The organism is Pedobacter sp. 05T44 (genome assembly GCF_056395985.1).
The window spans coordinates 57,880-84,586 of the sequence record NZ_JBFTKO010000024.1 but is presented as its reverse complement, the minus strand read 5'-3'; the positions used below and the strand labels follow the sequence as shown (position 1 = coordinate 84,586).

At 39.5% G+C, this 26,707-nt stretch carries 17 protein-coding genes; 5 read left to right on the top strand and 12 right to left on the bottom strand.

What is annotated here, in order from left to right:
- Positions 1 to 269: 269 nt before the first annotated feature.
- The 9 genes from AC1DDK_RS24205 to AC1DDK_RS24165 all read right to left on the bottom strand — a co-directional run bounded on the left by AC1DDK_RS24205 (position 270) and on the right by AC1DDK_RS24165 (position 14,386).
- Positions 270 to 2,489, bottom strand: coding sequence for a DUF7133 domain-containing protein (locus AC1DDK_RS24205; RefSeq protein ID WP_477634121.1), 2,220 nt, complete (start codon positions 2,487 to 2,489; stop codon positions 270 to 272).
- A 39-nt stretch (positions 2,490 to 2,528) separates the two neighbouring features.
- The gene (locus tag AC1DDK_RS24200; RefSeq protein WP_337717983.1) at positions 2,529 to 3,290 is read right to left on the bottom strand and encodes a ThuA domain-containing protein; all 762 of its coding nucleotides are present in this window, start codon (positions 3,288 to 3,290) and stop codon (positions 2,529 to 2,531) included.
- A 106-nt stretch (positions 3,291 to 3,396) separates the two neighbouring features.
- Positions 3,397 to 4,659: a glycoside hydrolase family 99 protein gene (locus AC1DDK_RS24195; protein ID WP_337717981.1), complete on the bottom strand. Its 1,263-nt coding sequence runs from the start codon at positions 4,657 to 4,659 to the stop codon at positions 3,397 to 3,399.
- Between the two features lie 8 nt (positions 4,660 to 4,667).
- Positions 4,668 to 5,801, bottom strand: coding sequence for a hypothetical protein (locus AC1DDK_RS24190; RefSeq protein WP_172660438.1), 1,134 nt, complete (start codon positions 5,799 to 5,801; stop codon positions 4,668 to 4,670).
- Positions 5,802 to 5,837: 36 nt separating this feature from the next.
- On the bottom strand, positions 5,838 to 7,163 hold the full coding sequence (locus AC1DDK_RS24185; RefSeq protein WP_477634120.1) for a glycoside hydrolase family 99 protein: 1,326 nt from the start codon (positions 7,161 to 7,163) through the stop codon (positions 5,838 to 5,840).
- 22 nt (positions 7,164 to 7,185) lie between these two features.
- Positions 7,186 to 7,902, bottom strand: a complete 717-nt coding sequence (locus AC1DDK_RS24180; RefSeq protein WP_172660436.1) for a DUF3823 domain-containing protein — start codon at positions 7,900 to 7,902, stop codon at positions 7,186 to 7,188.
- 19 nt (positions 7,903 to 7,921) lie between these two features.
- Positions 7,922 to 9,739: a RagB/SusD family nutrient uptake outer membrane protein gene (locus AC1DDK_RS24175; protein WP_477634119.1), complete on the bottom strand. Its 1,818-nt coding sequence runs from the start codon at positions 9,737 to 9,739 to the stop codon at positions 7,922 to 7,924.
- A gap of 12 nt (positions 9,740 to 9,751) precedes the next feature.
- Positions 9,752 to 12,910: a SusC/RagA family TonB-linked outer membrane protein gene (locus tag AC1DDK_RS24170; RefSeq protein ID WP_172660434.1), complete on the bottom strand. Its 3,159-nt coding sequence runs from the start codon at positions 12,908 to 12,910 to the stop codon at positions 9,752 to 9,754.
- A gap of 201 nt (positions 12,911 to 13,111) precedes the next feature.
- Positions 13,112 to 14,386 carry a glycoside hydrolase family 99 protein gene (locus AC1DDK_RS24165; RefSeq protein WP_337717979.1) on the bottom strand — a complete coding sequence of 425 codons (1,275 nt, stop codon included), beginning with the start codon at positions 14,384 to 14,386 and terminating at the stop codon, positions 13,112 to 13,114.
- Between the two features lie 411 nt (positions 14,387 to 14,797).
- Between AC1DDK_RS24165 and AC1DDK_RS24160 the strand changes: the two genes are divergently transcribed.
- Positions 14,798 to 17,308 (top strand): galactose oxidase, encoded by a 2,511-nt coding sequence (locus tag AC1DDK_RS24160; RefSeq protein ID WP_477634118.1) that lies wholly within the window; start codon positions 14,798 to 14,800, stop codon positions 17,306 to 17,308.
- A 3-nt stretch (positions 17,309 to 17,311) separates the two neighbouring features.
- Here the strand turns inward: AC1DDK_RS24160 and AC1DDK_RS24155 are convergent, their stop codons facing one another.
- Complete coding sequence (locus AC1DDK_RS24155; RefSeq protein ID WP_172660431.1) at positions 17,312 to 18,355, bottom strand: LacI family DNA-binding transcriptional regulator; 1,044 nt, start codon at positions 18,353 to 18,355, stop codon at positions 17,312 to 17,314.
- A gap of 304 nt (positions 18,356 to 18,659) precedes the next feature.
- On the opposite strand from AC1DDK_RS24155, the gene AC1DDK_RS24150 reads away from it, so the two are divergent.
- The 3 genes from AC1DDK_RS24150 to AC1DDK_RS24140 are packed head-to-tail and all read left to right on the top strand — an operon-like array spanning position 18,660 to position 23,196.
- Positions 18,660 to 20,147, top strand: a complete 1,488-nt coding sequence (locus tag AC1DDK_RS24150) for a xylulokinase (RefSeq protein ID WP_288884109.1) — start codon at positions 18,660 to 18,662, stop codon at positions 20,145 to 20,147.
- Positions 20,148 to 20,156: 9 nt separating this feature from the next.
- Complete coding sequence (xylA, locus tag AC1DDK_RS24145) at positions 20,157 to 21,485, top strand: xylose isomerase (RefSeq protein WP_288884107.1); 1,329 nt, start codon at positions 20,157 to 20,159, stop codon at positions 21,483 to 21,485.
- Positions 21,486 to 21,507: 22 nt separating this feature from the next.
- A complete protein-coding gene (locus AC1DDK_RS24140; protein WP_172660428.1) occupies positions 21,508 to 23,196 on the top strand; it encodes a sodium/sugar symporter in 1,689 nt (562 codons plus the stop codon).
- 42 nt (positions 23,197 to 23,238) lie between these two features.
- On the opposite strand, the gene AC1DDK_RS24135 is transcribed toward AC1DDK_RS24140, so the two are convergent.
- Positions 23,239 to 23,391 carry a hypothetical protein gene (locus AC1DDK_RS24135; protein WP_477612210.1) on the bottom strand — a complete coding sequence of 51 codons (153 nt, stop codon included), beginning with the start codon at positions 23,389 to 23,391 and terminating at the stop codon, positions 23,239 to 23,241.
- Positions 23,392 to 23,456: 65 nt separating this feature from the next.
- The gene (locus AC1DDK_RS24130) at positions 23,457 to 23,792 is read right to left on the bottom strand and encodes a MerR family transcriptional regulator (RefSeq protein ID WP_048906117.1); all 336 of its coding nucleotides are present in this window, start codon (positions 23,790 to 23,792) and stop codon (positions 23,457 to 23,459) included.
- Between the two features lie 148 nt (positions 23,793 to 23,940).
- Between AC1DDK_RS24130 and alaS the strand changes: the two genes are divergently transcribed.
- A complete protein-coding gene (gene alaS, locus AC1DDK_RS24125; protein WP_337717973.1) occupies positions 23,941 to 26,640 on the top strand; it encodes an alanine--tRNA ligase in 2,700 nt (899 codons plus the stop codon).
- Positions 26,641 to 26,707 lie beyond the last annotated feature (67 nt).

The following is a 26,707-nucleotide window of genomic DNA, read 5'->3' as shown; positions in this document are numbered from 1 at the left end:
GCAGAAAATGTAGCATTAGGTTTAAAAGGAGGAGCACTGGAACTTGCTGCAGGGCAGGATACCTTAGTGAAAATGATAGCTTTCCCTGGAATACTGGTGGTGTTGTTCATTATATTTTTCTTCTGGCAAAAAAATGTAAAGAGTAGTGTGCCAGCTACTGCTGCTGCGCATTAATACGTTCGTCATCTCGACGATAGGAGGGATGACGAAATAATAAAAAAGGGGGCTGATCATAATTGATCAGCCCCCTTTTTTATTTCAATCTATCCTTATTTCCTCAATGCATTCAATTCCTGCCATGTCCAGTTTTTGGTTCTTCCGGCAGTTTGCTCACGTACTTTTTTAACGTCAGCAGCCTTTACTGTAGATGCCTTGTTGCCGATATCATTACGAATATAGCTGATTACTGAAGCAATGTATTCGTCATTATTACTTCCAAGGGCAGGCATCACATCGGCATATGTTTTACCATTAACCGGACCCGATAAGCCGTGAAGTAGAATGCGGATTATCTTTTCGGGATCGCCATTCACATCTTTACTCGCTGCCAGTGGCGGAGCTGGCATATCTTTACCACCATTAATTACACCTTTACCTTCTGCACCATGGCAGGTAACGCAAAGCTGTTTAAAAATTAATGCGCCATCGTTAATTAATTTCTGATCAGCAGCAGCCATTAATTTTGAATTCTTTTCTGCAGTAGCTTTAGCCTCAATTTGTCTGTGATATTTCTTCTGCGATTCTGCAAGAACTATGTCTTCAGGATGATCCTTAATGATGTCGGCTATGATTTGCTGTGCTTTATCAGAGCTGTTGAACCTTAATGATAATCCAAGTTGTAAACGAACATCGGCACTAGGATCATTTTTTAGTGGCTCAACTGCCAATACCAGACTTTCATCTCCTTTTCTTATTGGCTCTTCACTAATCCACAACGCAGTTTTTCTTACCTCCGCATCTTTGTCTTTCAATGCAGCTAATAGGGTAGGTCTGTCTAGCGCATTAAGACCGTTTATCGTCCACAGGGCATGAATACGGGCCAGCTGCACAGGTGAGTTTAATGCCAGTTCTTTTAGCGCAGGTACAACAGATTTATCTCCACGAACCACTATGATTTTCTGTGCATTATCTCGCCACCATCCGTTAGGATGCGAAAGGTACGGAACCAATTTATCACTGGTAAGGCTTAACATATTTGGGACCGTCTTATCGCGCTTGACACCGTCGTGAACCAATCTATAGATACGTCCTCGGCCAATATTTTTGTCGAATTGCTTTTGATCAATCTGGTTACGCAGGTAAGTTCCCTTTCTTGTCCAGTTACCTTCCTGGATAATTCCCCGGTACATGTCTACAATATACACACATCCATCTGGGCCTGTTACACTGTTTACAGGTCTGAAGTTCATGTCTGTAGAAGCAATAAATTCTTCTTTCTCGTATGCATTTTTTAGGGTTATTTTACCATTGGTGTTCGTAACCTTGGCTCTTCTGATCAGTCTGCCTACCGGTTCACAGATCAATAAATCTCCTTTCAGATCATCTGGTAACGAGTTGCCTCTGAAAACAGACTGACCTGTACAAGCTGTAAAATGATTTAGTGTACTGTCCGGACGTAATCGGCCTAAACCTCCCTGAACATCTGGTGTAGAAATTATAGGCCAGACATCCTGAAATTTATCATTATACTGTTCGCCAAGGTCCAAATATCCAAAGTAGGGATTTTGTTGGAAGTTTACTGCAGGAGCTTCGCCACCGGCGGATGAAAAAAACAATCGACCGTAGTTGTCATTCGCAAGACCCCACTGACCGCCTGAACCTTCATGCTGATTCTCAGGTTTTAATAAACCATCCTCAAATTTGTAACGAACGTTTTCTACAGTTACATAGATCTTATTGTCAAGATTCCACACTAAACCGCTTCGCTGATGCTCCAGATTACTTTTGTTTTCAGACTCATTTTTGAAAACCATTTTCTTTTCATCGGCCACGCCATCTCCATTGGTATCACGATAACTATAAATACTATTGTCAAAAGTTTCTGCAACCAAAAGGCGGTCATCAAGTGGAAGGATCATTCTTGGAAGTAATAACTTATCAAGAAAAACTACTGATTTATCCATTTTTCCATCACCATTGGTATCTTCTAGTCTTTTAATGGTACATATCGGCTTCATCTCATCTGTACCTTCAGCGTCCTGCATATAGGTATTCATCTCTGCAACGTACATGCGTCCGTTACCGTCCCATGCAATTGCTACAGGTTCATGAATCATGGGCTCGCTGGCTACAAGTTCGAGGTGGTAGCCTTTAGGAAGATGGATGGTTTTAAGACTCTCCTGCGGTGTTAGATAAGCAGGAGAGGGGTTGGTGTTTACGATTACCTTTCCATTGGCGTCTCGTTTTAAAGTATTTTGAGATACTTTACAAGTATAAACGAGCATAGACAAGCCGAGCATGCCCAATAMCCATTGTTTATTTGGTTTCATTGTGTATTTGGTTTTGTGTGTTTTGGGTTGAGGGTGTGTTTATTTTTTCACACCCAAAGCATATTTGATCCCCCCTAAAAGATGTTTAAGATAAAGTGGATCAGCATAAGATTCATCTGTATGGCCCAGTTCAGTGTAGAAAGCCCGGCCACCATCATATTCATGGTACCATGCCATTGGGTGTTTATCACCCATTTTTGCTTTACCGGCATCATAGCTTTTCTCATCAATAGATATTAATACATTTAAGCCGTCGGCTACCCATTTGAAATTATACCATTCGTCTTTTCTTTTCCAAACTTCCGGAAGGTGTTTTGTAGAGATGTGGTTGCGGTTAGTTACATTTAATGACGCCTCTTGCTGACTTGGGTGACTAACAAAATAAGCGCCTACCAGTTTACCATACCAAGGCCAGTCGTACTCAGTATCAGTAGCAGCATGTACACCAACAAAGTTACCGCCGCCTTGAATATATTTCTCAAAAACAGCTTGTTGGGTATCATTTAATACATCACCAGTGGTATTGAAAAACACTACAGCCTTGTAATTTTTCAAGTTATCTGCGGTGAACTTCTCTGAATTGGTTGTGGTATCTACATCAAAATTATTTTCTGCTCCTAATTTAATAATAGCTGTAGTTCCTACTGCAATTGCATCATGGTGAAACCCGGCTGTTTTACAGAACACAAGGATTCTTGGGTTTTTCTTTGCAGAGGCCGATGTGGCACTAAACATGATCAATATTAATGACAGCATTGTTAATGCTTTTGCTAAAGAGTGGTTTCTAGTCGTGATTTTCATTTGTTTTTTGTTTTAATGGTATTAAAGGTAAAGGAATTTTAATTCTCTAAGTAACGGATAAAGTGTATTATTTAAGAGACAAGTTTTAGGAAAACATTAATAAAACTTACATCGGACTAGTTGGACGCACAGCTGTAAGTGCAATTTGCCCTTTAAACATTTTCCCTCCATCACCGGTTAACCTCAAATAATAATCTGAGGAACAGGCAGTACCGTCTTCATCCAGTGTTACAAATGATGATCCTTTAGGTATAAATGATGAATTCTCAGCAGTTTTCGCAATCTGATTTCCTTCATTGTACTCATCAAACATAGAGATGTATATTCCCTGACAACCCACTCTTTTCATGTTATAGAACTGGCGCCACATAAAGTCTCCATGCGCACGTTGGCGTTCCTGTAAATCACCGGGCAATACGCAAGGCTGATAATCAATTCCATTCGAATTGCAATAAGCCTGATCGGGTTTGTTCACATTTACAAAAAAGCCGTCAGATTCGTTTGCATTGCCAATTCTGCCCACCATCCATGGTGATAGCATATCAAAAGCTTTATAAGCGCTGATGAAATTGGGTCTGGAGTCGCTCTCCTGTTTCCGCCAATGGGTAGGCACGCCGCCTATAACATAACATCCTTTGCTTTTAAACCAGTTAATTACATCCAGACAAACCGATGCAGGCCAGGGATGATTGTTATCATTAAATCCAAATCCCCATATGCAAACTACGGGCTTCCCATTTTGCTTTGCATAGGCTGATGAAGTGATATAGGCCGACATTTTATTTGTCCAATCGGTTTTAATTTCTGATTGCATATTAGTCCACCCACTTACATCATACATGATGTAGAACTTACGTCCATAAGCCTCTGCTGCGGTTTTTACCTTTGCTGTAATGGCGTCACGTACCGGACCCTCAATTCCATTTGGGTTAAAGCGCTGCAGCGCGGCTGCATCAATACCATTTTGCTGCATCCAAAGAAACTGTGTGTTTACGGTTTGAGTAGTAAACGATGAGAATAACTTTGCGGCTTGCCCATTGCCAAGATCTGCAAAACCAGTTTGAAAGGTTTCTGTATATTCCCTAACGTCAGGCCATGATTTTATCCCCAGATTGGTAGGGGAAGGAATCTTCCCCCAATCCTGGGTATAATGCCACCAAGCATCAATTGGAGAGCCATCACCTTTTGCTGCAAACCAACCCTGATAGCCAACAGTTATTTTGCCAACCACGTCGCCAACCGGAGAGGGGGTTATGTCAATCACTTCCCCCGGTTTATCGGGAGAGGTGATTTCTTTAGAACTCTTTTTTGAGCAACTGCTCATTAAAGTAAATAAGGCCAGCAGAAAGGCAATGTCATTTTTTTTCATGTTCATGGTTATTTCCCTGTAAAACGAAGATCGTCTATACCCACAGCCACATCCGGATGATCTTTGCTCGTGGTAAAAAAGAATACCCGGAAATAGTTAATGGCAGTAAAGTCTGCGCCACCGTCACCACTATTAATTGCTTTGTCAAAATCAAGTGTAATTTCATTCCAGCCGTTCTTTAAATTATCTACTAATGGGGCTACATCCCAGGCAGATTCATGATCATCGGCCTTTCCGGAGCTGGTAAGCTCTATGGAACCATCTTTTTTGATATGAGAAACATCTGATATATACCACCAGAATTTAAACTGACCATTACTTTTGTTAAAAGTTGAATTAAACGGTGTTTCAAATTTTCTGATAAACTGCATAAAGTCTCCGCCGTTTGCTATGGTGTTCTTAAGGTAACCTGTGCCTTCTTTTTTGCCTGCTGTTTCAATAACAGGAGCACCCACAGTTTCCCAGCCATCTGGCTTATCTGCATTTTCAAAAGAAACAGCCGGAGCTGCCGGCACTGCCCTAAGTACCAGTCCATCAACACCGGTAATTACATCCGAATGATCTTTGGTTTTGGTCCAGAAAAATACCCGGAAAAAGTTAAGGGCAGCGGGATTTGGCGCGCCGGATATATCTGCATCTCTTAAATTAAGATTTACCTGATTCCAGCCATTTTTTAAAGTAGGCAATAATTTAGCTACAGACCATCCATACTCATCCTTATCTGCATCTCCACCACTGGTGATCTCAATTTGTCCATCTTCTTTAATGGCTGATACATCAGAGATATACCACCAGAAAGAGAACTGGCCGTTTGCTGTTGTAAGTTTAGAATCCAATGGAGTAGCTAAATGCTTTATAAATTGCATAAAATCGTCTCCGTTTTTAATGGTGTTTTTAAGGTAGCCGCTGCCTTCTTTAGCTCCTGATGTTTCAATAACAGGATCACCAACAGTTTGCCACCCATCTTTAGCATCAACATTGTCAAATACCACCAGTGTAGGATCAGCCGGCTCTCCCGGTTCCTCTGGCAAGGGCACCAAATGACTGGTATCTCTTGAAGTGTAAGTTTCCTTTTTACAGCTGGTTACTGTAAGCCCGAACAGGGCGATGGAATATACCATCATACTTTTTATTAATCTCATTTCCTTTGTTTTAAAAGTTTAACATTAATTTCTTCGTTATCTAACTGGTTTAACCCTGGTAAAACCTGGCTCGCCATGAAACCAACTTGCGCCCTTTCCTGTAAGCCATAAGTAGTAATCGGAAGCCAGATCGTTTTCAATTCCAACGAATCTTAGTCCGGCATCTCCATTCAGCGGTGTATCGGCTTCCCGGGCCGCCTTAAATATTGCTGTGCCTTCATCAATTTCATCAAACATGGCTACATATAATGATTTTGCACCCACGTTTTTTGCACCGGCAATTTGCTGCCACAAGAAATCACCTTTTAAGCGGGGTATCTGATAATAAAGGCTGGCATCCTTGTGCATATTTCCCCAGGTAAAGCCGGGAAATACTAGTGGCACATAATCAACCTTATTAGCCTTGCACCATTGGATGTCATCATAAGTTATCCGTTCATTGTAATTTCCGGAGCCGAATCTTCCCACAGCCCATGGCATAACTATGTCTGCTTTTTTTATCAATGCATGCAACAGAGGCGATTTTTCTGTATCATCACCCAGTGTTCTCCAGTAAAAGGGAACTCCAAGCATAACAGCTACTTTATTATCTGGCCCTTTCAGTTTTTCTACTAGTGTGGTTACATCAGAAATGGTATATTTTCTGTTGTCATTAAAACCTACACCCCATATAGTTACCAATGGCCTGCCGTTGTGATATAAATAGGTGGGGTTCTCTTTACTGTCAAAAAGTTTAAAAAGGCTTTGTAATTCATTCCAGTCCTGCTCCAGATAAGCAACATCAGCGCTTGAACAGCCGCTCAGGTCATACATTACACTAATTGCCCTGCCATATTTCTTAGCCGCTTTTAGTGCATTGGCCAACACCTTATTGAAGTGTCTTTTTCCGGATGCATTTGAAGATTTAATCTCACCTACAAAGCGTTGCATGTGCACACCGTCGATGCCGTAATCCTTCATCCATTTGAAATGAAGATCAACACTTTCTTCATCGTAAGGACTGTATAAGTAAGCGTCAGAGCCATTTGCAAATTTAAAAGGCGACTTATACTTTTTGGTATATTCAGTAATATCCGGCCAGAAATCTACATTGGTATTTCCGGGGAAGAAACCGCCATTGCCTTGATAGTGGTACCAGCCGCGCTGTGAACCATMTCCCTCGGCAGCAAACCAACCCTGATAACCAGCCATTACCAAGCCAGTATAAGATTTGTAAACTACCCCAGTCATGTCATACACTTTGTCCTGAGTAGCCGGTGGCTTTACTTCCGGATCGGGATCTTTTACGCCATTGCTTTTAGAACACGATGCCAGAAAAGCGATGGTTGCAAAAGAGAAAAACAATATCCTAAACTTCTTCATAAGTATAATTTGTTAGGTTCAATTAATTTGCTGGTACGTCTATTTCTATAATTTCAGAGAAATTGGAGCTCTTGAAACTATCGTTTAAACGAACTCCTACTCTTACAAAGAACTTTCTGCCTGGCAACATATCAGGGATATCGATAGTAACAGACTTATCTGCATCAGTCATATCGGCCCATTCTTTATTAATCGCCTTCTTATAGATGTCAGAAAAATCTCTGATGGATGCACCTGCACCTACAAGTTTGGTATTGTTAACATATGGCTGAGTTTCTATAATCGTTGGTAAACCCGCGCCAATAGGCGCCTCCATTGTATATTTTAATGTTAACGTTTTGCCATTCAGCACCGCAGTGAAATTCTTGATGAGAATATATGGGGTAACGGTAAAATCGTGCTTTGTACCCTTATTAATATCAACTGTAAGGGTATCATAAAGTGGCCAGAAAGCACCGCCCTTAGGTATTACTTTGTAAGTTCCTTTAAAGAGTTTTGAATCTTTAAACGTACCATCGAATTTGCTTGGTATCTCCTGCGGAGATGGTGTAGCACTCCAGCTGATCTGCTCCAGTCTTATTTGGCTGCTGCCTTGCGATGTAAGCAAATTGCCACCTTCTGAGGAAATAAGGTTTCCTTCGAATGAAGCATTAGGACCATCATAGTTGTCTATTTTTGTACATGCAGAACTTGCCAGTATAGTTGTGCCCAACAATATTCTACTAATCAGTTTTTTCATATCTTATAATTTTATATTCTTAGTAATTAGGATTATTAGGGTATAGATTAGGGTTTTTACCAAGTTCACCCCCAGGTATTGGTTCGTAGTAGAATTTTTTGTCGAAATTGTAATTACGCTGGAACAATTCAGGTTCCGACAAAAAGATGTATTTGTTTTCGTTAAATACATAATAAGGCATAAGACCCTTAAATCTGGCATTGTTTAAAACCACATCTGCAATCCTCCATCTTTTTAAATCCCAGTAGTATTGATTTTCAAAAGCCAGTTCCATTMCTCTTTCGTTACGGATCTTATCTATATCAATTGAAGTATATGGGGTTGCACCAGCTCTATTTCTGATCATATTGATCACTGTTAGCGCATCACCGGCATTGCCAAGTTCCATAGCTGCTTCGGMTCTGTTTAATAGTATTTCAGCGTAACGAAGATCAATCCATGGCTGCTCACTTCTGTTTAGGYCAACAGTTGAAATTGGTTTTGCAGCATCAATGTATTTTCTTACATAAAAACCTGTACGGGTTAGCTCATCGCCACCGGTCCATGGTCCTGTAAAACCAATAATCATTCTTCCCTGGTATAAAGTTTTGGTATCTCCTGATAGTATGTAGCTGCGTGAGTTAGCAGGCTTTGCAACTTCTGCGGCTGCTGTGCCGCTAAATGAAGGATAAATACCCCTTTGCATATCAAATGTGAGGCCTCTTAAAGTTGCTCCCGGGAAATATACCGTGGCCAGCAATCTTGGTTCAAGTCCCTGCATTAATTCTGCACGATCATTGAAACGTTTCGGTGTTCCATCTGAGTTGGTTACCGGCAAGTTGCCCCAGCGTTGTACCAAATCAAGGGTAGGGTATGATCTGGTAAGTGCATTAGCAGTCATGTAGCGAGGAGACATGGTAGCGTCCCAGCTGTGTGCAGTACCAGAGATAATTGAATACTGTTTAACAAAGATGTTTTCAGGACTTTCGCTTTTCAGGAAAAGGTCAACATAGTTCTGTACTTTATCTGAGTTTTTCTCATATAGTGAATAGTGTCCTTCAAGTAGTTTGGCAGCATCATATGCCTTTGTGAAATATCCATTGGCTTTGTCTGCAGGTATGCCTGCAAATCCTTCGGCTCTGGCCTGGCCATCAACAAAGTTTGCAGATCCATATTTGGCTATGGTACCTGCATACAACATTGCTCTCGATTTTAATGCAGCAGCTGCATATTTATTAGCTCTGCCTAACTCATTGGTTTCATTCATCATCTGATAACCCAGATCAAGCTCTGCACCAATGAAATCCCATGTTGCTTCTTCTTTATCACGGTGTACCTGTAATTCTGAAAGTGGTGCGCCTGGGTCTTGCACTGTAGTTACAATTGGGACACCGCCATAACGTTTGGCCAGTCCGAAATAATAGTATGCCCTTAAAAAGTGCGCCTCGCCCAATAATGCATCTACATTGGACTGTCCAAGCTTATCCGCATGTTTTGGTAACTCTTCAATCAGAATATTAACGTTTCTGATATCACCGTATGGCCAGTAGCCAAAACCGCCCCCTATATCCATACCACCAAAAGGCCCAACTTCTTCGCCCGTAACTGAGGCTGAGTTAAAGAAGTTCTCCCAATCGTTACCACCCGTTTTGAAACCCTGATCGGGTCTGTACTTAAAATCTTCAATGGGTAAACCTCTGTAAATCGTTGCCAAAAAGGATTTTACGCCGGCCTCACTACCAAATATGATGTCTGGTGTAAAAATATTAGTAGGTGGAATATCTAGCTTTTGGCAAGAGGTTACAAGTGCCCCCATGCTTATAGATATTGCTATAATTAGTTTATGTATACTTTTCATATTTCAATAAGATTAAAAGGTGATGTTAGCTCCCAGATTAAAAGTTCTGTTCATAGGATACGTATATCCCCCCAAGGCTATTGAGAAAGGATCGCCCGGATTGATATCCCTATCATTTGGCTTAGGGCCTTGATGTTCAGGGTCATAGTTTTTTAGTCCTGTAAAAGTTGCCAGATTGTAACTGTTTACATACACCCTTAACTTTTTAACACCTATTTTCTGTAATGCTGCTGCCGGAATGGTGTATCCAAGCTCAAGCGTTTTCACACGTAAATAACTTGCGTTTTGCACAGCTTTTGTTCCTACTGCCTTTGGAGATCCCATAGCAGGATAAAACCCCGGGGTCCACTGTGTATTAGGATCATAAATATTAGCATTCGGGTCTATAGTATGCCAGCTGTCCAGAAAGCGAGTTAATGAACTTCTTTCGAAGGCAAGCGGCTCTGCAAACAACTCATCATACTGCACATAAACACCTGCTGCTCCCTGTAAAAGTACATTTACGTCGAAACCTTTATAAGCTACGCCTATACTCATACCATAATTCACCAATGGGATATCATTGGTAGCAATAGGATGATCATCCTTATCATTGATCTCACCATCTTCATTCCAGTCCTGATAGTAGTAATCTCCAGGTATTACCCCATTATTACCGCCTCCCATATTCACACCATAGTTGTATATCTGCTGATAGTTGGTAAACTGGCCGGCATATTCAGGTCCCCACCAAATGTTTTGATACCTGTTTACCTGTCCGTTCTTCCAGTTTTCACGTTCATTACCGGCTCTGCCTTGAAGAATGTTTAACCATTGGGCACGTGTTGTACCAATGTTACCACTAATGTTTAACCCAACATTACCAATAGTGCTTCTATGTGAAAGGATTAAGTCCATTCCCTGAACCCTGTCGCTATTGATATTTATCTGTGGAACATCTGCACCCACTGTACCTGGTAATGCTACTGCAGGAGTGGCCTCTAACCCGGTTCTGTCACTTCTGAAGACTTCAAAAGTACCATCGAGTTTACCGCCAAGAAAGCTAAAATCAACAGCTATATTCTTTTTGGTGTTAACTGCCCAGCTTAATCCTGGGTTACCAAGTCTTTGTGAGGAGCCGTTAACTGCACTTGATCCAAATATGTAAGAATTTACAGGGTAGTTAAATCCTGAAAGATAATTAAAGGCCCTTCCTCTTTCGTCACCCTGTTTACCATATGAAGCTCTGAATTTTAAGCTGCCCAGAATGTTCTCTGGAATAAGGTTACGGAAAAAGTTCTCTTTCGTTACCACCCAACCCACAGATACTCCAGGGAAAAATCCGAACTGATCATTGGTTCCTGGTTGATATTTATTAGAACCATCTCTACGGAAAATAAACTCTGCCAGATATTTGCCTTTATAATCATAGTTCAACCTGCCTATGATACTTTGAAAAGCAATGTCGTTTAATCCGTTTATGTCCATGCCACCTTGCATCTGGCCGTTTGGTAAACCACCAAATAGATAATCAACTGGGATTTCTGTATCTCTTTGAGCATAAAAATTATCACCTGTTTGATGACTTTGCTCATAAACAAGGGTTGCAGCTATATTATGATCATTAAAAAATGTATTAGCATAGTTTAAAGACAATGAGCTTAAAGTGTTGAACCTGGTGTAGTAGGAGCGACGCACGCGAGAAGGGCTTTGCACCTTGCTTGGTAAATAGGTATCAGTGTCGGCTTTATAAGTATATAAAGTGTACTCTCTTCTTATTTCGTTATTGTCGCTAACATTATAGTCAACATTGTACAATGCTTTTGCATTTAAACCTTTAATGCCGGGTATATCGTATTGTAGATTTAACTGACCAACAAAATTCTTTTGCTTAAATGTTTTTAAACCTACTTTATCTGCCTCGGTAATGATTGCAGGATTCATGTTGTCATCAATAACACTTGGATATAAAGGATTATCATTAGCAAATACCTGCTTTGTTGGAATCTGATTCCATGCATATTTGTAGATTGTCCACAGATCAGTATATGGTTGGTTTTTTTCATCCATCATACCGGAGGCTAATACCTGTGCTTTTAAACCCTTTGTGATGTCTACGGTTACGTTCGAACGAAAATTATATTTATCGTAGTTTAAATCTCCGCTTTTAAATACACCATCCTGCTTTTGATAACCAAGATTGAAGAAATAGCTGATCTTATCGCTACCGCCGTTAACGTTTAAATTGTGCATTAACTGGGGCGCTGTATCTTTAAATGCCAGGTCTATCCAGTTAGTCTCTTTGTAAGTGCCATCAAGCCATGGTTTGATATCATTGTAAGAGAATTTAGGAGGCTGATTACTGATGAAGTTTGCATCAAAATTGTGTTTGTTCTTCTCATTGGTCATCAACATATAATCTACTGCACCTACACCTTCAGGCATTCCTAAAAATGTTTGGAAAGACTGATTAAATGAATAGTTTATATCTACTTTACCGCTTTTGTTGCCTTTTTTTGTAGTTACCAAAATCACACCACCAGCAGCCCTGATACCATATATCGATGCAGCAGCATCTTTCAGTACCGAAACACTTTCTATCTCATTAGGATCCATTCTGCCCAGTGTTGATTGGTCTCCACCAATAACTCCATCAATTACAATTAAAGGATCGCTTTTAAATCCCCTGATGTTTAGGTTATTTGCATAAGAACCAGGTTCAGCAGTTTTTTGCAGGACACGTATGCCCGGTACTTTACCTGTTAACATGTTTACAACACTTTCGTTCTTTGTAACCACCAGTTCTTCTCCTTTTAAAGTAGCAACAGAACCGGTTACAGTAGCTTTTTTCTGGGTACCGTAACCAACCACAATCAGCTCTTCCAGGTTGTTGTTGTCTTGCTTTAGGATGATCTGAAATTCTCTTTTGTTATTTACCTGAATTTCCTGTGGGGCAAATCCTACAGAGGTGAATTGTATATACGAGTCTGGGCCAGGAACATTAAGAGAAAATGTTCCGTCGCTATTTGTTAAGGTGCCATTGTTGGTTCCTTTTACCCTAACACTTACTCCCGGTATGCCAAGGCCTCCGGCAGCGTCTGTTACTTTTCCACTTATTGTAACCGATTGCTGGGCCAGCAAAATGAGTGGAAATAGAAAAAATAGTGTAAGTAGGTATTTTAATTTTTTCATACTGTTTATCTTTTTGGTTTAATTTATTGTTTGATTATTGTCCGATTGAAGCAAAGTTTTGCTTAGGGTAAATGGTGCTTATGGAGGAAGTGATCTGTAGCTGCTCATGGTTATATTTGGTTTATGATTTAAGCAATCGATTGCCGAGTGCTCGTAAAAAATACCGGAAGCGCAAATACCTCCGGTTTAAAAAGTCTTATATTATTTCCGTTCAGGCATCTTTAAAGTAAGTGGCTTTTGGTTTCTCAGCATTTTAGCGGCTTCACCTGTTAACCACAGGTAATGATCTGATGGCTTGCCATCCATATTAATAAATGAGGTAGTGGTACTTACCGGAGGGTTGTCAGATCCTTTAAAAATGGCTGTTCCCTCATTCACCTCATCAAACATGGCCACATATAGCATAGATGCCCCTGCATTAAGTGTGGTGGCTATTTGTTGCCAATAAAATCGACCGCCTTGGCGTGGTATTGAACCAACCGGTTTCACATCATCTGGAAATTCCTGCTTACTTAAATTGTGCCAGCTAAAACCAGGATACACACAAGGCACATAATCGACATTGTTTTCTTTGCACCATTTAATATCATCTATAGTATTGTCGCGCAATCTGTCCATATCATTATGAAGCAGTCCGCTATAACGCTGTACTGTCCATGGTAAAACGATATCACTCTTTTTAATTAATTCATGCAGATATGGGTCGTTAATACAATCGGCATTTAGCATGCGCCAAGAAGTAGGTACACCCAGCATTACAGAACAGTTACCATATACCGGATCATTTTTTAAGAAATCAATCAATTTCTCCAGGCCGATGTTGCGTGTGTTATATGGCCTATCAGGAAAACCAACACCCCATATCGTAACCAAAGGTTTTCCATTATGGTGCAAATATGTTTTCTTACCTGCTTGGTTTGTTACTTTTAACTCATCTACAAGGTATTTCCAGTCTTCAATTATTGCAGAGCAATCTTCACCTGATGCGCTTAACCCCGAGAGATCATACATCACTGCTATAGCCCGTTCATATTTTGAGGCGGCTTCAAAAGCATTTTTTAATATGGTTAATGCGGCTTTATCTTTATGCTTGGCATTGCCGAAAAATCTTTGCATAAATACGCCATCAACGCCGTATTGCTGCATCCATTTAAAATGAAGATCGACAGTGCTTTTATCATGTGAACTGAAAAACTTTGCCGGCTGTCCGCTGCTTAATTTAAAAGGGGTATTATAAGTTACTTCATATTCGCTCACATCGGGCCACATGTCAATGCTGCTTCGTTTTTCATCGCCATAAGCATACCTTTTGGAATCGGTACCATCATCCTCAGCTCTAAACCAGCCTTGGTAACCTGCCATAACCAATCCTTTATAAGTGGGATATAGCGTTTGCTTGCTGTGTTTTGTTTGTCCCTGTGCTTTATAGATGAACAGGCAGGATAGAGATAAAAGGATAATCTTTTTAAAATTCATAAGTGGTTATATTTGGTTGTTTTGCTCTCGAAGAAATGAACGATTGGTGTATCGTTGTAAATGGGTATTCTTCGTATTTATTGATAAACTTATTTTTCTGCGATTAATAAATACTTAATATTGAATTAACGCATCATATAATTTGAAAAACCTTTGTCAGATAGGCGAAAATGGCTCGCGAAAAAGAAAACAGAACCGATATTAATAAAATGATAATTGTATAATTGTCGTGATCTTGTGAAAAATATTAATCAAAAAAGTTATCTTGGCGTGCCAAATAGCTGAAAAAATAGACCTTGAAAACGCTGGCCTTTAAGTACCATCACCTTATGATTTTCCCCACAGTTGAAAACAAGTTTAAAAGGCGTGTTCCATTATTCCGAAGCAATAGAGGTTAAGATTAAAAATACTATGGGATTAAAATTTTACACTGCTTTTTTACTGGTACTGCTTATTGCATCGGCGCCCGTTTACAGCCAGTCGTACGGACTTGGGTTTGCCGGACACGAAGTAGTTCAGGACAAAAGAACAGCACTTGATCTTAGCCCCGAGCGTCCGTTATGTTTTGATCGTAGTTTTGAATTATCATTTGACCTGTCATTTATGCCTGGCTATGCAGATCACTTTGGTTATATTTTTAGATTAATTGACCAGGAGAAGCGCAACATAGACCTTATTTACGACATGAGTTTCGACGAGAATAAGCACTTTAAGCTTATAGTAGGAGATAAGATATCTGATATCGCTTTTGATATTGATACCAATAAGCTCTATAAGAACTGGCATACCCTGAAGCTTAAATTTGACGTTGACCGCCAGGAGCTTATCATGTTTGCCGATGGTAAATATTATAAGCAAAAGGTTAGCTTTAAGAATAACTGCTATAAAATATTTCTAGGGGCCAACAACTACAAAGACTTCAGCGTAAAAGATGTCCCTCCAATGAACATAAAAGATGTGAGAATCACAGAGAATGATAAGGTTAGTTATTATTGGCCTTTGGATGAAAAGGGTGGAACAAAGGTTACCGAAAAAATAAAAGGAAAGGACGGACTGGTCATAAATCCTATCTGGATAAAGAAGATGCATCACGATTGGGAGTTGGTTAAAACTTTTAGTGTTAAGGGGCTTGCAAGTGTAGCTCTAAATGCTAAAAAGGAAAGCTTATATGTAGTTACCGAAGATTCATTAATTACTTATAATGTTGTTTCAAACGGTTTATCCTACATGGGCTACTCTTCGGGTAAACAACGTTTATTTGCCGGTAATCAGTCAATCTATGATGCAGGTGCCGATAAACTGTTCAATTTTTATATAGATCAAAAACTTGTTGTCGATTTTAATTTTGCCAACAAAACCTGGGATAAAAATTATATCACTCCTGATGTTATAACCAATTACTGGCACCCTAATAAGTTCTATTCGGCAGTTGATTCGTCATTGTATATGGTAGGAGGCTATGGCCAATATACTTACAGACGAAGTATTGAACGTTATCATTTTCCTGATAAGAAATGGACGACTATTAAAGCTTCGGGCGATTTTACGCCAAGATACCTTTCTGCGCTGGGTGCAGTAAAAGACGGAGCTTATATACTAGGCGGGTATGGAAGCGCAACCGGCCAACAAATATTAAATCCTAAAAATATTTATGACCTTAATTTTTATGATGTTAAGCATAAAACATTTAAAAAGATATTTGAATTGGCACCCCCTGCCGAAGAATTTGCTTTTGCAAACTCAATGGTGATCAATGAAAAAGAAGACACCTACTTTGCCTTAACCTTCCCAAATAATAGCTTTAATTCTTCTCTTCAACTTATCGAAGGATCATTACATTCGCCTACATATAAGCTGGTAGGCAATTCAATTCCTTATCCTTTTCATGATATTTATTCCTTTGCAGACTTATTTTACTGCCCTGCAAGTAAAAAGTTTGTAGCTGTGGTATTGTTCCATGAAGAGAAGAATAATACGACCTCTGTTAAAGTATATACTTTGTCKGGCCCTCCCGAAGCTGCCTATGCCGCTTCAACAAAAGGCCTGTCCTGGAAGCCAGCAAAGTATTTGCTATTTCTTTTGCCAGTGCTAATCATTACCGGGCTTGTAATATACCGTTGGAAAAGAAAGCGGTTTGTTAAGGTTAAATTGCAACMGCTTGTTGATGAACCCTCAGCTGTAGAAACAGTGGTGGAGCAACATGAAAATACCATTTTCCTATTTGGCGACCTTCAGCTTTTTGATAAGGAAGGGGAAGACATTACCAAGTACTTTTCTCCCTTATTAAGAGAGTTATTTCTGGTAGTTCTGGTTTATACCATTAAGTGGGGCAGGGGCATTAGTTCTGAGAAGCTAACAGAAATTCTCTGGTTTGATAAAACAGCAGATAGTGCAAGGAACAACAGATCAGTGAATATCGCGAAGTTAAAGGTCATTCTTGAAAAAATGGACGGTTGTCAGATCTCTAAACAAACCGGATACTGGAAGATAGACTTTGACGATACTAAGGTAAAAATAGATTATAGTGAGTACCTGAACATTGTAAGCAGTAAAGGAGAAATGGACAAGCGAAGAGTGAATGAGCTTACTAAGATCATACATAGGGGAAGCTTCTTGTCGAACGTAGAATACGACTGGCTGGATACCTTTAAATCTGATCTGTCAAACGAGATCATAGACGCCTATTTGCACTATGCAGCTACAATTAAAATTGCCGATGATCCGGAGTTTCTGATCAATCTGGCCAATTATGTATTCTATTTTGATCCGGTAAATGAAGAAGCGATGATCATAAAGTGTAAAGCCCTGGTCCATTTAGGAAAACACTCATTAGCCAAAACTAAATTCGAAACCTTTAACAAAGAGTATAAGGCTATATATGGCGAAGAGTTTAAACACAGCTTTCAGGAAATACTTGAATAAACCTTAATAACCTTCGGTTTTGTTTCTCAATGTTGACGACCTAACAATCAGTTTTGGTTTTATACTTACAATCTTAGGGTTGTTGTCTTTTTCTGAAGATTCTATTTCCTGAAAATATAGGTTTGCAATTGTTTTACCCATGCTTACACTGTACTGGTCTATAGTAGTAATAGAAGGGCTGGTTATTTCGGTAAAGGCCTCATTTGAATAACCGCATATACCTAATTCCTCAGGAACTTTTAATCCCATCTTGGTGGCTACTTCCAAAACACCCAGAGCAGAGAAATCGGAAGTAGAAGCAAATATTGCATCGGGTGGTTCAGCAAGATTTAGTAATTCTTTAGTTGATTCAGCTCCCAGTTCTTTTGTCCAGGCATTTTCTTTAATTAGTTCTGGTAACACCGGAACCTTATATTTTTTTAACGCAGCAAGATAACCTGCTTTCCTTTGTCTGAAAATATTCAGATTTTGCGGGCCTTCAAGCAATGCAATTCTTTTATAACCTTGCTCAATTAAATGACTTACTGCGTCTATAGAAGCTTGTTCGTTGTCGTTCAGCACTTTAAATGTGTCCAGATGTTCTGCTACCCTGTCAAATTGGATTAGTGGAATACCATGTTCCTTAATGGTTTGAAGGTGTTTATCGTCTTCAAAATCAGCACTAAGGGAAATTACGATACAACTCACATGCTGGTTAATTAAGGTGTTTACACATTTAACCTCTCTTGCAGAAGATTCGTTTGATTGGCAAATTACCAGGTTATAACCTTTTTGATAAGTAACCTCCTCGATACCGGCAATCACATCAGCAAAGTAATTTTGATTAATGCGCGGCACAATAACCCCAATGGTCTGATTATGGCCTTTCCTTAGGTTTGATGCCAGGCTATTTTGTTTGTAATTTAATTCCTTGGCAGTATCTAAAATTAGTTTCCGGGTTGCTTCACTAACATTACTGTTATTACTTAAAGCCCTGGAAACAGAAGAAGCATTTAAATTTAGTTTCTTCGCAATATCATAAATCGTTGTCCTTTTCTGATTTTTCATCAGTATATCTTGTTTTTTATTTGGTTCATTGTTTGTCCATTGCTCTTTTTTCAGATTGTTTAAAGCTGCCCGTCATCTCGACAATAGGAGAGATGTCTTGAACTGGCATAACCAAGAAATCTCTCCTATTGTCGAGATGACCAGGTGCAACATCTATGACGACCCTGTGCAATAGTACAATTTATTAAGCGAGTAAATATGATAAAATATTTTTATCGCAATCGATTGCTTAAATTAAATATTTTACTAATTTCGTTTAATCAAATACTAATATTTTAATTCAACCCAAATATATAAAGAAAACATGCTGCTATTAGGTATTGATGTAGGAACATCATCTGTCAAAGTTTCGGTAGTTGATGTTGCGTCCGGCGACATTCTTGCAAGTGCACAATATCCGGATAGTGAATCAGAGATTATTTCTCTAAAATCAGGGTGGGCAGAGCAGTCGCCAGATATGTGGTGGGAACATGTTCAGCAAGCCATACTAAACTGTAATAGTAAGGGTAAATACAATCCGTTAGACATTTCGGCCATTGGTATAGCTTATCAGATGCACGGACTTGTTATTGTAGATGGAGCGCAAAACAGCCTGAGAAACAGTATTATATGGTGCGACAGCAGGGCCGTAGAAACCGGGGAAGAGGCATTTAACGCTTTAGGAAAAGAACAGGTTTTGAGCCGTATGCTTAACTCGCCCGGTAACTTTACCGCCTCAAAACTGGCCTGGGTTAAAAAGAACGAACCCGAAACCTATAGTAAAGTAGCCAAGATGATGCTGCCCGGAGATTTTATCTCAATGAAGCTTACCGGAGAGGTTACTACCAGTAATTCTGCCTTATCAGAAGGGATACTTTGGGACTTTAAAGCCAACGGAATTTCTACTGATATTATGGAGCAGTTTGGTTTTTCTTCAAGCATAATTCCGGAGATAAAACCAGTGTTTTCTGAACACGGACAAGTAAAGGAATCGATTGCCGAAAAGCTAGGTTTAAGGGCAGGTATTCCAGTAGCTTATAAAGCAGGAGATCAGCCAAACAATGCCCTTTCATTAAATGTAACACAACCAGGCGAAGTAGCTGCAACTGCTGGAACATCAGGAGTTATTTATGGCGTTACTGATCAGTTACTTTACGACAAACAATCACGTGTAAATACATTTGCGCACGTAAATCATACCGCTCAGGATCAGCGTTTAGGCGTTTTGCTTTGCATTAATGGAACAGGAAGTATGAACCGATGGGCTAAAAACCTAATGGGCTCGTCAATAGACTATGTTGCCATGAATAATGCAGCAAGTAAGATCGCTGCAGGAAGCAACGGACTTTATGTTCTTCCTTTTGGCAATGGAGCAGAGCGTATGCTGAATAATAAACTTGTAGGTGCACATTTACAGCAAATAGACCTTAACCTGCATACACAGGCACATATATTCCGCGCAGTACAAGAAGGAATAGCATTCTCATTCCGTTATGGATTAGATATCCTTCGAGAAAACGGAATGCAGCCATCTGTAATCAGAGCAGGAAGGTCAAATCTTTTTATGAGTGATATTTTCTCTCAAACCTTTGTAAACGTAACAGGCGTGCCGGTGGAACTTTATGAGAACGACGGTAGTTACGGTGCTGCTGTAGGTGCCGGTATTGGAGCAAACATTTTTAAAACGGTTAGCGAGGCATTTAGTAATAAAAAGCCTGTTAAGCTGGTAGAACCAACCAATGAGAGACTGGAGGATGAATATCAAACCTGGAAAAAACTTCTTGAACAACAATTAGAATCATTAAATAAATAAAAAATCAACATGAGCGTAAACACTTTGAATAACGAATTTTTTAAAAATATCGGTAAGGTTAACTTCGAGGGACGTGAAAGCGACAATCCTCTGGCATTTAAATGGTATGATCCTGAAAGGATTGTGGCTGGGAAAACACTTAAAGATCACCTTCGTTTCGCCGGTGCTTACTGGCATTCATTCTGTGGTAACGGTGCCGATCCTTTTGGCGAAGCAAGCCATATTTTTCCTTGGAACCAAAAAAGCGATCCTGTAGAACGTGCTAAAGATAAAATGGATGCAGCATTTGAGTTTTTAACCAAGTTAAGTATTCCATATTACTGCTTCCATGACGTAGATATGGTAGATTACGGTAACGACATCAAAGAAAACGAAAGAAGACTGCAAGCTTTGGTAGATTATGCTCGTCAGAAACAAGATGAAACAGGCGTAAAATTATTATGGGGTACTGCGAATCTGTTCTCGCACAGAAGATATATGAACGGTGCAGCAACAAATCCTGATTTTCATGTATTAACACATGGTGCTGCCCAGGTAAAAGCTGCTCTTGATGCAACCATTGCATTAGGTGGAGAGAATTATGTATTCTGGGGCGGTCGTGAAGGATACATGTCGCTATTAAATACCGATATGAAGAGAGAGCAGGAGCATCTTGCACGTTTCCTTCATACTGCAAAAGACTATGCCAGAAAGAATGGATTTAATGGTACATTCTTGATTGAGCCAAAACCATGTGAGCCTACTAAACATCAATACGATTATGATGCAGCAACTGTTTTAGGCTTCCTTCAAAAATATGACCTTCTTGGCGATTTTAAATTAAACCTTGAAGTAAACCATGCAACCCTAGCCGGTCATACCTTCCAGCACGAATTACAAGTAGCTGCAGATGCAGGTCTACTTGGATCTATTGATGCCAACCGTGGAGATTATCAAAATGGCTGGGATACAGATCAGTTCCCAAATAACATTAACGAACTGGTTGAATCTATGCTGATCATTCTTGAAGCAGGCGGCTTTAGTCGTGGTGGAATAAACTTTGATGCCAAAATCCGCAGAAACTCTACTGATCAGGCTGATTTGTTCTATGCACATATTGGGGGTATGGATATGTTTGCCCGTGCACTGATCGTTGCTGACGACATACTTCAAAACTCTGACTATAAAAAAATCAGAACAGACAGATATGCATCTTTTGATAACGGTAAAGGAAAAGAGTTTGAAAACGGTAATTTAAGTCTTGAAGATCTGCGAGATTATGCAATTCAGAATGGCGAGCCACAAACACTAAGTGGCAGACAAGAATTCCTTGAAAACTTAATCAACAGGCACATTTAAATTCAGCGATTAACCGGAATTTATGAAAACACTGGGCGCATTAGACTATGCAGTTTTCCTGATTTATTTTCTGATCGTTGCGCTTTACGGATGGTGGGTTTATAGACAAAAAAAGGCTCATAAGGAGAACTCTAAAGATTTCTTTTTGGCCAAAGATTCACTTACCTGGTGGGCAATAGGAGCTTCCCTTATTGCCTCCAATATTTCTGCTGAGCAGTTTATTGGAATGAGCGGATCAGGGTTTAAGATGGGACTTGCAATTGCTACCTACGAGTGGATGGCAGCCGTTACCTTAATAATTGTGGCGGTATTTTTTATACCRGTATATCTAAAAAACAAGATATACACCATGCCACAGTTCTTAAACCAACGTTACAATGGTACTGTAGCAATGATTATGGCTATTTTCTGGCTGTTATTATACGTAGTGGTAAACTTAACCTCCATACTTTATTTAGGAGCTCTGGCAATCCACAGCATATCAGGAATTAACCTTACTGCGTGTATGTACCTGCTGGCTATTTTCTCCATCATCATTACACTCGGTGGAATGAAGGTAATTGGATATACCGATGTAATTCAGGTGTTTTTCCTTATCCTGGGTGGTTTGGCAACTACATATCTTGCATTAGAGCTGGTAGCCACGCATTTCGGTTCAAGTGGAGTAATGAAGGGTTTTAGTCTGTTAAAAGTCCACGCAGAAGAGCATTTTCATATGATCTTTAAGAAAGATAATGAGAATTATCTCGATCTGCCTGGCTTAACTGTACTAATTGGTGGTATGTGGATTGTAAACCTTAATTATTGGGGTTGCAATCAGTACATCACTCAGAGAGCGCTTGGAGCCGATCTTAAAACAGCAAGAAATGGACTTCTTTTTGCATCTTTCTTAAAATTATTGATGCCTGTTATCGTGGTACTTCCTGGAATAGCTGCGTTTGTTCTTTACAAAGAAGGGTATGGTGACTTTAAAACAGATATGTTGCAAGGCGGAGAGGTATCTCCAGACAGTGCTTATCCTGTGCTTTTAAATCTTCTTCCTGCCGGGTTAAAGGGATTGTCGTTTGCCGCATTAACCGCTGCGGTAGTTGCTTCCCTTGCTGGTAAAGCAAATAGTATTGCAACCATTTTTACACTTGATATTTACAAGAAAGTAATCAATAAAACAGCGAATGAAGACAAGCAGGTCGTAATTGGACGGATTACTGTTATCCTTGCAATGCTAGTAGCCATCATCATTTCTCCTTTACTTGGTATCGATAAAAAAGGTGGCTTTCAGTTTATTCAGGAATATACCGGCTTTTTCTCGCCAGGTATATTTGCCATGTTTATCTTAGGTTTCTTCTGGAAAAAGACAACCTCAAATGCAGCGTTATTTGCAACAGTTGGCGGTTTTGCGCTTTCGGTGATATTCAAATTCCTTCCAAATGTGATGAACCTGGAATTCCTTAGTTCAACAGGCTTTTCAAAGCTGGTGCAACAGAGAGATGGAAGTATGCTTTATGAAATACCATTTCTAGACCGGATGGGTTTTGTATTTATCATTTGTCTTGTGGTGATGTATGCAATTAGCATCATAGAAACCAGAAGAGGGGTACTAACAAACGGACTTGAAATAGAAAAAGAAATGTTTAGAACTAATAGGGCTTTCACAGTTGGTGCAATCATTGTTTGCGGGCTAATTGTGGCACTATATACAATTTACTGGTAGTTAGGTTTTATCCAGTTTAGGTTAGGACGGTGGGCTGGTTACCTATCGTCCTCTTTCTTTATAGTACCTTATAGTACCTTCAATACACTGGATTTCTTTTATTTTATGTTGCTCAAGAGCAGGTTGGATAAAAAACTTAAAGTCCTTACTTGCCGGATTTACTAATGTGGAGCATATTCCGGTTGTGGTTGACATAAATTTGCCTAACCACGTTAATTATTTTCGAAATAAAAAATAATTAACCGGAGAAATGAAAATAATTAAATCTGGTCGTTCAATTTCAGTAAGAAATCTTTTAATTTCTCAAGCGAGTCAATGATCTTTTGATTTTCTTTAACCTCAGATGTATTGTTTTTCAGATGATCTTTTGCTCCCTTTAAAGTGAAACCTTTATCTTCTACCAGATGAAAAATGATCTTTAAATTTTCAATATCTTCTGGGGTAAAAAGGCGGTTTCCTTTTTTATTTTTTTTAGGTTGCAATACGTCAAATTCCTTTTCGTAAAATCGGATTTGGGATGCGTTTACACCAAACATTTCGGTTACCTCACCCATCGTATAGTACATTTTATTGATTTCCCGTTCTTTGTAAGGCATACTTTAGTGTTGATTATTAGTGTTTTACAGCTTTTATTTAAAGTATTCAAATGTAGGGGGATTTTAGTAGAATCCAACAATAAAATTTCAATTTTCCTCGATAGAGGTTTTTTTTTTATCTAAGTTTGTTCCACTAATCAAGAGAAGGATGACAGCTAAGGAAATCAGACAGGCATACTTAAAATTTTTCGAATCAAAACAACATCATATTGTTTCATCGGCACCTATTGTAGTTAAAAACGACCCCACATTAATGTTTACTAATGCGGGAATGAATCAGTTTAAAGATTTGTTTTTAGGAGAAGCCCCAATAAAATATCCAAGAGTAACTGATACCCAACGTTGTTTGCGCGTATCAGGAAAACATAATGATTTGGAGGAAGTAGGGATAGATACCTACCACCATACCATGTTCGAAATGCTTGGAAACTGGAGCTTTGGCGATTATTTTAAGAAAGAAGCCATTGCCTGGAGCTGGGAACTATTGACCGAGGTTTATAAAATTCCAAAAGATAAATTATATGTTTCCATTTTTGAAGGAGACGAAAAAGAAGGTTTGCCAAGGGATACCGAGGCTTACGAGCTTTGGAAGCAATATGTTCCTGAAGACCGCATTATTTTAGGTAATAAAAAAGATAATTTTTGGGAAATGGGCGATACGGGACCATGTGGTCCATGCTCTGAAATCCATGTTGATTGCAGATCGGATGAGGAGCGTAAAGCCGTTGAAGGTAAATCGCTGGTAAATGCCGACCATCCTCAGGTTATTGAGATATGGAACAATGTATTTATGCAGTTTAACCGTTTAAAAGATGGTTCATTGCAACCGCTTCCTGCCCAGCATGTAGATACTGGAATGGGTTTTGAGCGTTTAGTTCGCGTATTGCAGGAGAAATCTTCAAACTATGATACCGATGTTTTTCAACCCTTAATTCAATTCATCGCTAAACATGCGGGGGTTGATTATGGTGTAGATGAAAAAACGGATATCGCTATGCGCGTGATGGCTGATCATATCCGTGCCATTTCGTTTGTAATTGCCGATGGACAGTTGCCTTCTAATAATAAAGCAGGCTATGTGATCCGTCGTATTTTGCGTCGCGCGGTTAGGTATGCTTATACTTTCCTTAACCTTAAAGACCCGTTTTTAAATCAACTGGTGCCTGTATTGGCCGAGCAATTTAAAGGGGTATTTGATGAGCTTTCAATGCAGCAGGATTTTGTGCAAAAGGTAGTTTTAGAAGAGGAAATTTCTTTCTTAAGAACTTTAGCTACAGGTATCCAACGCTTTGATAATTACACTAAAAAGCAAGGCGAAGTATTAATGGCAGAGAATGCTATTGAGCTTGAAAAAAGATTTGATGATCCATGGGTTCACAGCATATTGAAAGACCAGATGGTGATTTCAGGTGAGTTTGCTTTTGAGCTGAATGATACCTATGGATTTCCGATAGATTTAACTGAATTGATGGCCAGAGAACAACGCTGGACGGTTGATATGGAAGAATATAACAAGGCGCTTTTAAAACAAAAAGAGCGTTCTCGTGCAGCTACTGCGGTTGATACCGGAGACTGGGTTGTGGTAAATCCTGATCTTGAGGTTGAATTTGTGGGATATGACGATTCTGAGGCTGAAACGGAGATTGTAAAGTACCGCAAGGTTAGCGCAAAGGGCAAAGACCAGTATCAGATTGTGTTGAGTAAAACCCCTTTTTATGCTGAAAGTGGTGGTCAGGTTGGTGATACAGGTCGTTTAGAAGATCATAGTCGTCTTTTCTTTGTTGAAATAACTGATACCAAGAAAGAAAACGGCGTAATTGTACATTATGCCGATACCTTACCTGAAGATGTTGATGGTCAGTTTTGGGCTGTTATTGATGAAGATAAACGTTTACTATCTCAGGATAACCATAGCGCCACACACTTGTTGCATGCTGCATTGAAAAAAGTATTAGGGTCGCACGTAAATCAAAAAGGTTCATTGGTAAACCCTGATTACCTGCGGTTCGACTTTTCGCATTTTGCAAAAGTTACTGATGAGGAATTGGCGCAGATTGAACATCTGGTTAATCAGAAAGTAAGAGAAAACATTCCTTTAAAGGAGCAAAGATATGTTCCATATGATCAGGCCATTTCGAGCGGCGTAACTGCTTTATTTGGTGAAAAGTATGGAGATTTAGTACGCATCATCACCTTTGATGATCATTATTCTAAAGAGCTTTGCGGTGGTACACACGTACAGGCAACAGGTCAGATCGGTTATTTTAAAATCACATCTGAAAGTGCTGTTGCTGCTGGTGTAAGAAGAATAGAAGCAATTACAGCTGATAAGGCTGAAGCTTTTATTTTGGAACAAAACAAGGAGCTAAATGAGCTAAGATCGTTATTAAAGGGAAATAAGGACCTTAAAGCCGCTGTTGCTGCACTTATCGAAGAAAATGCAAAGCTTAAAAAGGACGCTGATAAGGCTGTTGGTGAACAAGCTGCAAATCTTAAGCATGAAATTGTACATCACCTTAAAACTATTAATGGCATTAATCTGATTGCAACCCACGTTGATCTCCCAAATGCAGAAGCTGTTAAAAACTTAGCGTTTTCAGTTAAGGATCTGGTTGATGATCTGTTCCTTGTGTTTACTACCTTAATTGATGATAAACCTGGAATTACAGTAATGTTATCAGAGAATCTAGTTAAAGATAAAGGCCTTAATGCTTCTAATATAGTTAGGGAACTAGCAAAAGATATACAAGGCGGGGGTGGCGGACAGCCTTTCTACGCTACAGCTGGTGGAAAAAATAAAGATGGTTTAGCTGCTGTTTTAACTAAAGCTGAATCATTGATCGGTTAGTTATACTATTTAAAGCTATAGCCTTAATACAGTCGTCATCTCGACAATAGGAGAGATCTGAGAGATC

What these genes read in the sequence shown, in the direction of transcription:
- AC1DDK_RS24200 (WP_337717983.1), bottom strand. Translation starts at nt 3,290, where the DNA reads ATGAAAATCACGACTAGAAACCACTCTTTAGCAAAAGCATTAACAATG.
- AC1DDK_RS24195 (WP_337717981.1), bottom strand. Translation starts at nt 4,659, where the DNA reads ATGAAAAAAAATGACATTGCCTTTCTGCTGGCCTTATTTACTTTAATG.
- AC1DDK_RS24190 (WP_172660438.1), bottom strand. Translation starts at nt 5,801, where the DNA reads ATGAGATTAATAAAAAGTATGATGGTATATTCCATCGCCCTGTTCGGG.
- AC1DDK_RS24180 (WP_172660436.1), bottom strand. Translation starts at nt 7,902, where the DNA reads ATGAAAAAACTGATTAGTAGAATATTGTTGGGCACAACTATACTGGCA.
- AC1DDK_RS24170 (WP_172660434.1), bottom strand. Translation starts at nt 12,910, where the DNA reads ATGAAAAAATTAAAATACCTACTTACACTATTTTTTCTATTTCCACTC.
- AC1DDK_RS24165 (WP_337717979.1), bottom strand. Translation starts at nt 14,386, where the DNA reads ATGAATTTTAAAAAGATTATCCTTTTATCTCTATCCTGCCTGTTCATC.
- AC1DDK_RS24155 (WP_172660431.1), bottom strand. Translation starts at nt 18,355, where the DNA reads ATGAAAAATCAGAAAAGGACAACGATTTATGATATTGCGAAGAAACTA.
- AC1DDK_RS24150 (WP_288884109.1), top strand. Translation starts at nt 18,660, where the DNA reads ATGCTGCTATTAGGTATTGATGTAGGAACATCATCTGTCAAAGTTTCG.
- xylA (WP_288884107.1), top strand. Translation starts at nt 20,157, where the DNA reads ATGAGCGTAAACACTTTGAATAACGAATTTTTTAAAAATATCGGTAAG.
- AC1DDK_RS24135 (WP_477612210.1), bottom strand. Translation starts at nt 23,391, where the DNA reads ATGTCAACCACAACCGGAATATGCTCCACATTAGTAAATCCGGCAAGT.
- AC1DDK_RS24130 (WP_048906117.1), bottom strand. Translation starts at nt 23,792, where the DNA reads ATGCCTTACAAAGAACGGGAAATCAATAAAATGTACTATACGATGGGT.
- alaS (WP_337717973.1), top strand. Translation starts at nt 23,941, where the DNA reads ATGACAGCTAAGGAAATCAGACAGGCATACTTAAAATTTTTCGAATCA.